Source organism: Allobosea sp. (assembly GCF_048595345.1).
In the GTDB taxonomy this organism is placed as follows: domain Bacteria; phylum Pseudomonadota; class Alphaproteobacteria; order Rhizobiales; family Beijerinckiaceae; genus Allobosea.
Genome location: NZ_JBMDWH010000170.1, coordinates 1 through 8,466, shown reverse-complemented (window position 1 = coordinate 8,466; position 8,466 = coordinate 1). Strand labels below are relative to the sequence as shown.

At 70.0% G+C, this 8,466-nt stretch carries 9 protein-coding genes; 6 read left to right on the top strand and 3 right to left on the bottom strand.

Annotated features, from left to right (window positions below):
* Together ACOJTB_RS15385 and ACOJTB_RS15380 are read left to right on the top strand one after the other, a co-directional pair.
* On the top strand, positions 1-507 hold a 507-nt coding region (locus tag ACOJTB_RS15385; protein ID WP_420103400.1), incomplete at its 5' end, for an adenylosuccinate synthetase.
* 31 nt (positions 508-538) lie between these two features.
* Complete coding sequence (locus ACOJTB_RS15380; protein WP_420103399.1) at positions 539-1,759, top strand: hypothetical protein; 1,221 nt, start codon at positions 539-541, stop codon at positions 1,757-1,759.
* A 213-nt stretch (positions 1,760-1,972) separates the two neighbouring features.
* On the opposite strand, the gene ACOJTB_RS15375 is transcribed toward ACOJTB_RS15380, so the two are convergent.
* On the bottom strand, positions 1,973-2,920 hold the full coding sequence (locus tag ACOJTB_RS15375) for a polyprenyl synthetase family protein (protein WP_420103398.1): 948 nt from the start codon (positions 2,918-2,920) through the stop codon (positions 1,973-1,975).
* 113 nt (positions 2,921-3,033) lie between these two features.
* On the opposite strand from ACOJTB_RS15375, the gene mtgA reads away from it, so the two are divergent.
* Positions 3,034-3,738 (top strand): monofunctional biosynthetic peptidoglycan transglycosylase, encoded by a 705-nt coding sequence (mtgA, locus tag ACOJTB_RS15370; protein WP_420103397.1) that lies wholly within the window; start codon positions 3,034-3,036, stop codon positions 3,736-3,738.
* A gap of 181 nt (positions 3,739-3,919) precedes the next feature.
* Positions 3,920-4,105, top strand: coding sequence for a 50S ribosomal protein L32 (gene rpmF, locus ACOJTB_RS15365; RefSeq protein ID WP_089174049.1), 186 nt, complete (start codon positions 3,920-3,922; stop codon positions 4,103-4,105).
* 163 nt (positions 4,106-4,268) lie between these two features.
* Here rpmF and ACOJTB_RS15360 read toward each other — a convergent pair whose 3' ends face one another.
* Positions 4,269-4,451, bottom strand: coding sequence for a hypothetical protein (locus ACOJTB_RS15360; protein ID WP_420103396.1), 183 nt, complete (start codon positions 4,449-4,451; stop codon positions 4,269-4,271).
* Positions 4,452-4,627: 176 nt separating this feature from the next.
* Here ACOJTB_RS15360 and ACOJTB_RS15355 point away from each other — a divergent pair, with 176 nt between their 5' ends.
* Positions 4,628-6,319, top strand: coding sequence for a GGDEF domain-containing phosphodiesterase (locus ACOJTB_RS15355; RefSeq protein WP_420103395.1), 1,692 nt, complete (start codon positions 4,628-4,630; stop codon positions 6,317-6,319).
* Positions 6,320-6,377: 58 nt separating this feature from the next.
* Here the strand turns inward: ACOJTB_RS15355 and phaR are convergent, their stop codons facing one another.
* A complete protein-coding gene (gene phaR, locus ACOJTB_RS15350) occupies positions 6,378-6,971 on the bottom strand; it encodes a polyhydroxyalkanoate synthesis repressor PhaR (protein WP_420103394.1) in 594 nt (197 codons plus the stop codon).
* 297 nt (positions 6,972-7,268) lie between these two features.
* Here phaR and ACOJTB_RS15345 point away from each other — a divergent pair, with 297 nt between their 5' ends.
* Complete coding sequence (locus ACOJTB_RS15345) at positions 7,269-8,447, top strand: acetyl-CoA C-acetyltransferase (RefSeq protein WP_420103393.1); 1,179 nt, start codon at positions 7,269-7,271, stop codon at positions 8,445-8,447.
* The last annotated feature ends 19 nt before the right edge of the window (positions 8,448-8,466 follow it).

Genomic DNA, 8,466 nt, shown 5'->3' with positions numbered 1-8,466 from the left:
CTCGGCATCGCCAAGGCCTACACCACCCGCGTCGGCGAGGGTCCGTTCCCGACCGAGCTGTTCGACGAGATCGGCGAGCTGATCGGCCAGAAGGGCAAGGAGTTCGGCGTCGTCACCGGCCGCAAGCGCCGCTGCGGCTGGTTCGACGCCTGCCTCGTGCGCCAGACGGTGAAGACCTCCGGCATCGACGGCATCGCTTTGACCAAGCTCGACATCCTGGACGGCTTCAAGGAGATCAAGGTCTGCACCGGCTACCGGCTGGACGGCCAGATCCTCGACCACCTGCCGGCCGGCCAGAGCGACCAGGCCCGCGTCGAGCCGGTCTACGAGACGATCGAGGGCTGGGAAGGCTCGACCGCCAATGCCCGCTCCTGGGCGCAACTGCCGGCGCAGGCCATCAAATATGTCCGCCGCATCGAGGAGTTGATCGGCGCCACCGTCGCCGTGCTCTCCACCAGCCCCGAGCGCGACGACACGATCCTGGTCCACAACCCCTTCGAGGGTTGACGCGCCCTGCCCCACGGGACAAACGAGGCCAATGGCCGACTTTTATCCGATCCTGTCCCGGGCCGTCGCGGGCCTCGCCGACAACACGCCCGAGGCACGGCGTGCGCTCTATGAGCGTGCGAAGACGGCGCTCGTCTCCCAGCTGCGCGGCCTCGACCCGCCGCTGGGCGAGGCCGAGATCATGCGCGAGCGTCTGGCGCTGGACGAGGCGGTGGCCCGGATCGAGGCCGAGCATGACGAGAGGCCGGCTCCGCCGCCGGTGGCCGGCGGTCCGGTGATCCGTCCGGCCGAGCCGATGGCCGAGCCGCGCCCGCCGGCGCCCGAGCCGCGCCGCCAGACCCAGTTCATTCCCAAGCCGCCGGCGGCTCCCGGCGAGGACGAGCCCCTGGCCGAGCCTGCGGAGCCGCAGCCGGTGCGCCCGCGCATCATGCCGCCGCGCGAGCCGCGGGTGAAGCCGGTGCATATCCGTTCGGTCGTCGTCGGCAGCGTCGTGGCGCTGGCGGTGGCCGCGATCGCAGCGACGGCGATCTATGTCCACAAGCTGCGCCCGCAGGAGGGCGAGCGCCCGGCGCAGGCCGCTGCGCAGAATCAGCCGGCCCAGTCCGAAGCCAACGGCAAGATCGGCGACCGCTTCGGCGAGCAGCCCGCACCGAGCGGCAACCGGCCCGCGGGCGGCACTCAGCAGGCCACGCAGCCCGGCAGCGAGGTCGCGGTAGCCCAGCGCGCCGTCCTCTACATCGAGACGCCGGACAATCCGCAGCAGCCGCGCAGCGTGCAAGGGCGCGTGCTCTGGCGGCTGGACAGCGAGAGCGTCGGCCAGGGCCGACCGGTCGAGACGATCGTGCGGGCCACCGTCGACATTCCGGAATTCGGGATGAACCTCGATTTCACCATCCGCCGCAACACCGACAGCGCGCTGCCGGCCTCGCACATCATCGGCATGCGCTTCGCCAGCACCATCGATCCGGCGACGCAGGGCGTGAAGGAAGTCGGCGTGCCGCAGTTCAAGACCGAGGAAGGCGAGCGCGGCGCGCCGCTCTCCGCCATCAACTCGGCGCTGGGCGATGGCCTGTTCGTCGCCGCGCTGTCGAACGTCCCGGTCGAGGTGGCGCGCAACACCGACCTCATTCTGAACCGCAGCTGGATCGACATTCCGATCCTGCTCGCCTCGGGCCGGCGCGGCATCATCACCTTCGAAAAGGGCGTCTCCGGCAGCCAGACCCTCGCCGACGCCTTCGGCCGCTGGCAGTAAAGTGGCGGCGAGCCGGACACAGCCATTTCCAGAGACGCGCGGATAGCGCGGGGAACCCTCTCCCATAGGGAGAGGGCAGGGTGAGGGGTAGGCCATTGCACGCCTTGGCCGTGACCTGACCGCTGCTGCTGCCGTGCGCTTTACTTAGTCCAGGGGCCTACACCTCACCCCTGCCCCTCTCCTTACAGTAGAGGGGTTCCTCGCGCCCCCTCTTCAGCTCTTCCGCGTCGCCGCGAACCGCGCGGCCGCCCTGAGCACATCCGCTTCCAGCCCGAAACCCGCCAGAGCGTCCATCGCCGCCGCGCTCAACCGGTCGCGCTCGCGCTTGGCACCGTCGAGGCCCAGCACCCCGATCAGCGTGCCCTTGCCGCGATCGGCGTCCTTGGCGGTGGCCTTGCCCATCTGCGCCGCATCGGCCTCGACATCGAGAATATCGTCGGCGATCTGGAAGGTCGCGCCCAGCGCCCGCCCGTAATCGGCGAGCACGGCCAGCGTGGCGCCATCCGCGCCGCCGAGACGCGCGCCGATCTCGACGCTCGCCGCGAGCAGGGCGCCGGTCTTCATCGCCTGCAGGCGGCGGATCTCGGCCTTGCCGAGGCTCTGGCGTGCCGTCTCGAACCGGCCTTCGGCGGCGAGGTCGAGCATCTGCCCTCCGACCATGCCGCCGAGCCCCGAGGCGCGCGCCAAGCATCGCACCAGCCCGATCCGGACCTCGCCGGAAGGGTGCGTCGCCGGATCGGCCAGAACGTCGAAGGCGAGCGTCAGCAGCGCATCGCCGGCCAGGATCGCCGTGGCCTCGTCATACGCCTTGTGGACCGTCGGGCGACCGCGCCGCAGATCGTCGTCGTCCATCGCGGGCAGATCGTCATGCACCAGCGAGTAGCAGTGCAGCAGCTCCACCGCCGCGCCCGCCCGCAGCGCGCCCGCCTCCGCCGCACCGAGCAGCCGCGCCGTCTCGACCGTGAGGAAGGGCCGCAGCCGCTTTCCGCCCGCCAACGCGCCGTGGCGCATCGCCGCGACCAGCCGGGCGGGACGGGCGATCTCGCCCTCGGCCGGCGCCCCGTCGAGCAGGGCCTCGAGCACGCGCTCGACCGAGGCGGCGATGCGGCGAAGGCCGATCTCCAGCGCGTCCTCGCCGCTTGCGGTGGGAAGGGAACTCATGCGGCCTGCCTCGCGTTCGCTGCCGGCCGGGCTTGCCGGAGGCCGGAGGGATCGTCAAGCTGCCCCTCGCATGGTGGCCGGCGGCGTGAAGCCGGGACGCAAGGAGGGCGCAGGTGAGCGACAGCGCGGGGCGGCGAGGCAGGCAAGGGCCCTTGCTGCGCGCGGTGAACGGTTTGCTGCGGCTCGCTCTCGGCATGGTCGTGCTGCTCGTCGCGCTGATCCTGCTCTACGGCTTCGTTCCGGTGCCCTCCACGCTGATGCTCGGCCGCTGGCTCACCCTTCAGCCGGTCGAGCGGCAATGGGTGAAGCTCTCCGACATCTCGCCCCATCTCGTCCGGGCCGTCATCGCCTCGGAGGACCAGCGCTATTGCAGCCATCGCGGCGTCGACTGGGTCGAGCTGGACGCGGTGATGGATGACGAGGACGGGCCGAGCCGCGGCGCGTCCACACTCACCATGCAGACGGCCAAGAACGTCTTTCTCTGGCCGGGCCGCTCCTATCTGCGCAAGGGGCTGGAAATCCCGCTGGCGCTGGTGCTGGACTTCGCCTGGGGAAAGCAGCGCGTGATGGAGGTCTATCTCAACGTCGCCGAATGGGGCGACGGGCTCTATGGCGCCGAGGCGGCATCCGAGCGCTATTTCGGCAAGCCCGCGTCGCGTCTGAGCCCGGCCGAGGCGGCCCGGCTCGCCGCCGCCCTGCCCAACCCGCTGCTGCGCGATCTCGGCAAGCCCGGCGGCAGCCTGCGCGCGGCGGCGGGCCGCGTGCAGCGGCGTCTCGGACAGATCGGCACGCTGGCGGATTGCGCCCTGCCGCGCTAGAAGCGTGTCCGCTGGCCCCGGAGGCCGGCGGAGCGCCCTTTGCTCAAGAAAGTCGGATTCCGCACTAGCCATCGCGGCCCCGAGCGTGTAAGGGCAACGCCTCACGAGATTGATCGTCGCCGTGGCCGGGGCGTGGCTTGAGATAGCCGCGCATCATGACGGCGGCATGATGGAGAGTACAATGGCCGTTCCGAAGAAGAAGACGTCGCCGTCGAAGCGCGGCATGCGCCGCTCGGCCGACGCGCTGAAGCAGCCCGCCTATATCGAGGACAAGAACTCCGGCGAGCTGCGCCGCCCGCACCATGTCGACCTGAAGAGCGGCATGTATCGCGGCCGTCAGGTCCTGAAGGTCAAGGCCGACGCCTGATCCGCAGGGCCGCGCCGCGGCCCTCGATCGCTCGGCTCGATCCCGACGATGATGAAGGAACCGGCCGCTGGCCGGTTTTTTCGTTTGCGCCTTTCCGGCTCGACCCTTGGGACCGCGAAAAGTAAGTCGGCCGGCGACCGGCGACCCTCCGGCGCCTGCCCTCTCAGGCCCGGCGCAGCAGCCGCGCCGCCGCCCGGTAGCGCAGCGCAGCCGCCTGCGGATGTTCCAGCCCGTGCCGGGCGAAGCTGCCGATGCCGGCCTGCGCCGCGGCGGCCTGCAACAGGACGAGCGCGGGGCCGCTATCGGCCTGCCGTCCGGATGTATTGTCCTGCCTGGCGTCGCTCATGTCCCACTCCGGCACAACGGGGCTCTCGAGCGAATCTCGCTGCAAGCGCCCTGCCAAGTTTAACGAGTCGTTAAGCAGAATGCTCCCAGAGTGACGTAACTTCCCCAAACGCGGACAGTGCGGGATGGCGCCAGGATCGGCGCGGCACGAGCTGTCTGATCGAGGCTCTACGCGCGATGCCGTCCCCGTCGCTTTTCACCTTCCGGAACGGCAGCGCGCTCGATCCCCGCAGCCTGCTGTCGTCGCTGGGTGAGGTGGTCTACTCCTGGGACATTCCATCCGACGCGCTGAACTGGGGCCCCAACGCCGCGCAGGTGCTCGGCGCCCTGCCCGACAAGGCCATGACGCGCGGCATCGGCTTCGCGGCTCTGGTCGAGCCCGGCAGCGGCCCCAGCCGCTACGACGCGATCTTCGGCTGCAGCGAGCAGGACCAGGGCGAAGGCGTCGTCTACCGGACGCGCTATGCGGTCGCGCTGGCGGGGCGCAAGATGTGGGCGGAGGATACCGGCCGCTGGTTCGCCGGCAGCGACGGGCGCCCGGCCAGCGCGCGCGGCGTGGTGAGGCTCGAACGAGCCGCCCGCGCCGAGGAACTCACCATGACCGGCCCCGATCTTTGCGATCGGCCGGCGCTGGTGGAGCAGATCCAGGCCACGCTGCAGGAGCAGCTGCCGCAGGAGCGCACCGTGGTCGTGCTCGTCGCCGCCATCGACGAACTGGCCCGGCTCAATGACGATTTCGGCCACGAGGCCACCGACGAGATCATCGCGACCGTGCATGAGCGGCTGCGCTCGGTGACGCGGCGCCGCGATCATCTGGTCCGCTATGCCGGCAACAGCTTCGCGATCCTGCTGGCGGGCTGCCCGCGCGAGCAGATCGACGCGGCCGCCAAGCGCTTCAGCAAGATCGTCGCCGAAGCGGCGATCGAGACCGGCCGCGGCATCGCCCTGGTGCGGCTGCGCGTCGGCGCCGCGATCGCGCCGGAACTGACCGGCCATGCCGGCGAACTGCTCTCCGCCGCCGAGGGCGCGCTCGCCGCAGCCCGCGCCGGCGCCATCGACGATGTGGTGCTGGCCAAGCCGCAGCGGCGCCGCCAGGACCGGGTCGAGCCGACACATCTGGACGTGCAGGCGATCAGCGCCCTCAACGAGCGCCGCGTGCGCCTCGCCCTTCAGCCCATCGTCGGCGCAGCCAGCCGCGAGATCGCCTTCTACGAGGCGCTGCTGCGCGTCGGCCAGCCGGAGGCAGGGCTTTATTTCGCTTCGGCCGAACTGGTGCCGCTGCTGGAGCGGCGCGGGCTGGTCCGCCTGTTCGATCACCGCGTGCTGGAACTGGCGCTGGACCGGCTGATCGGAGACCCCGCCTTGCGGCTCTCTGTCAATGTCTCGCCACGCTCTCTGGCCGACCCGGAATGGCTCGACGCCTTCATGGCCTGCGCCGGAGCGGCGGGCGCGGCCGCCACGCGCCTCATCGTCGAGATCACGGAGACGGCCACGATCGAGAGTCCCTCGCGCATGGCCAAGCTGCTCGCGCGCCTCAAGACCCGCGGCGTGCAGATCGCGATCGACGATTTCGGCGCCGGCCACACCTCGCTGAAGCACCTGCGCGCCTTCCCGATCGACATCCTCAAGATCGACGGCGCCTTCACCCAGAACCTTCGCCGCTCTACCGACGACCGGTTCTATGTCCGCACGCTGATCGACCTCGCCGGGCATCTCGGCGTCGAGACGGTCGCCGAATGGGTCGACGACGAGGCCCAGGCGACGATGCTGCGCGACTGGGGCGTCACCTATCTCCAGGGCCATCTCGTCGGCCGCGCCGAGCTCGATACGCCCCACGCCGCCGCATCGCTGCTGCGCGCGGCCGGCTGAGAACTGGCAGAGCGGCATCGGCCGATGACGGGTGCCGCCCGGCGATGCCGCCGCTGCGCTATGTGTCGCGCGAGAGCTTGTCGAGCCGGTTGCGCATCTCGTTCAGCTCGCGCTTGAGCTCGCCGAGATCGTCGCTCTTGGGCGGCTCGGCGGTGCCTTCGGCCTTGCCCTGCGCCGCGGCGCTGGCGGCGAAGGGGTTGAACAGCCGGAAGGCCTCGGTGAACATCTGCATGTTCGCGCGCGTCTGAGCCTGCAGCGCATCCATCGCCGGCCCGCCGAAGGCGGAGCCCCCGAAGGCCTTGCTCATCTGCTCGCGCATCTTGGTCTGCTCCTCGGCGAAGTTCTGCATCGAGAACTCCAGGAAGCGCGGCACCACCGCCTGCATGCTGTCGCCATAGAAGCGGATCAGCTGGCGCAGGAAGGCGATCGGGAGCAGGTTCTGCCCGTCCTTGGCTTCCTCGTCGAAGATGATCTGCGCCAGCACCGAGCGGGTGATGTCCTCGCCCGACTTGGCGTCGTAGACGACGAAATCCTCGCCGTTGCGCACCAGGCCCGCCAGATCCTCCAGCGTGACATAGGAGCTGGTGCCCGTGTGGTAGAGGCGCCGGTTGGCGTATTTCTTGATGACGGTGGGTTCTTTGTCGCTGGCCATCGTGCCCTGCTCGGCGTTGATTCGCCCCCTCCGGTCTCGGCCGAAGCGGAGCAAAACGTTCTCCCAAGCTGGAAACGATAGAGCTTCGCCGCCGCACCGCAAGCTTTTTGAGCGTGCGCTGCAAAATTCTGACGAAAATAGGGCGAATCGCATGGAAGGCCGTGCCGGAGCGCTTCGGCCGGCGACGATGGGGCAGGAAGGCTGACTTGACGCGGTCACGTCGCCCTTCGAAGGTGGCCGGGAAGCGGGCGGGGCCGACGGGAGCGGCCCTGCCCGACAACAGCGAGGAACCCTCTCATGGCAGATTCGGATATCGTGATCGTCGGCGCCGCGCGCACGGCGGTCGGCGCGTTCAACGGCGCCTTCGCCAACACCCCCGCCCATGAACTCGGCGCCGCCGCGATCAAGGAGGCGCTCGCCCGCGCCAAGGTCGACCCCGCCGATGTGGACGAGGTCATCATGGGCCAGATCCTGACCGCCGGTCAGGGCCAGAACCCGGCCCGCCAGGCTGCGATGGCCGCCGGCATCCCGCAGGAAGCGACCGCCTGGGGTCTCAACCAGCTCTGCGGCTCCGGCCTGCGCGCCGTCGCCATCGGCCTCCAGCAGATCGCCAATGGCGATGCCGACATCATCGTGGCCGGCGGCCAGGAATCGATGTCGATGGCCCAGCATGCCGCGCATCTGCGCTCCGGCACCAAGATGGGCGACCTGAAGTTCATCGACACGATGATCAAGGACGGCCTCTGGGACGCCTTCCACGGCTATCACATGGGCACCACGGCCGAAAACGTCGCGACCAAATGGCAGATCAGCCGCCAGGAGCAGGACGAGTTCGCGGCGAAGTCGCAGAACAAGGCCGAGGCGGCGCAGAAGGCCGGCCGCTTCAAGGACGAGATCGTTCCCTTCACCATCTCGACCCGCAAGGGCGACATCGTCGTCGACAGCGACGAGTATCCGCGCCATGGCGCGACGCTGGAAGCGATGGCCAAGCTGCGCCCCGCCTTCTCGAAGGACGGCACGGTGACCGCCGGCAACGCGTCCGGCCTCAATGACGGCGCCGCCGCGCTCGTCATCATGACCGCCAAGGACGCGGCCCGCCGCGGCCTGACCCCGCTCGCCCGCATCGCCTCCTGGGCGACGGCCGGCGTCGATCCGGCGATCATGGGCACCGGGCCGATCCCGGCGACGCGCAAGGCTTTGGAGAAGGCCGGCTGGAAGGTCGGCGATCTCGATCTCGTCGAGGCCAATGAGGCCTTCGCGGCGCAGGCGCTCGCGGTCAACAAGGACCTCGGCTGGAACCCGGACATCGTCAACGTCAATGGCGGCGCGATCGCGATCGGCCACCCGATCGGCGCGTCGGGCGCCCGCGTCCTGGTGACGCTGCTGCACGAGATGGCCAAGCGCGACGCCAAGAAGGGCCTCGCCACGCTCTGCATCGGCGGCGGCATGGGCGTCGCCATGGCCGTGGAGCGCTGAGACAAGCGCACCCTTCCAT

Excerpts from the sequence above, each read along its gene's own strand:
- ACOJTB_RS15380 (WP_420103399.1), top strand. The coding sequence starts at position 539 with ATGGCCGACTTTTATCCGATCCTGTCCCGGGCCGTCGCGGGCCTCGCC.
- ACOJTB_RS15375 (WP_420103398.1), bottom strand. The coding sequence starts at position 2,920 with ATGAGTTCCCTTCCCACCGCAAGCGGCGAGGACGCGCTGGAGATCGGC.
- rpmF (WP_089174049.1), top strand. The coding sequence starts at position 3,920 with ATGGCCGTTCCGAAGAAGAAGACGTCGCCGTCGAAGCGCGGCATGCGC.
- ACOJTB_RS15360 (WP_420103396.1), bottom strand. The coding sequence starts at position 4,451 with ATGAGCGACGCCAGGCAGGACAATACATCCGGACGGCAGGCCGATAGC.
- ACOJTB_RS15355 (WP_420103395.1), top strand. The coding sequence starts at position 4,628 with ATGCCGTCCCCGTCGCTTTTCACCTTCCGGAACGGCAGCGCGCTCGAT.
- phaR (WP_420103394.1), bottom strand. The coding sequence starts at position 6,971 with ATGGCCAGCGACAAAGAACCCACCGTCATCAAGAAATACGCCAACCGG.
- ACOJTB_RS15345 (WP_420103393.1), top strand. The coding sequence starts at position 7,269 with ATGGCAGATTCGGATATCGTGATCGTCGGCGCCGCGCGCACGGCGGTC.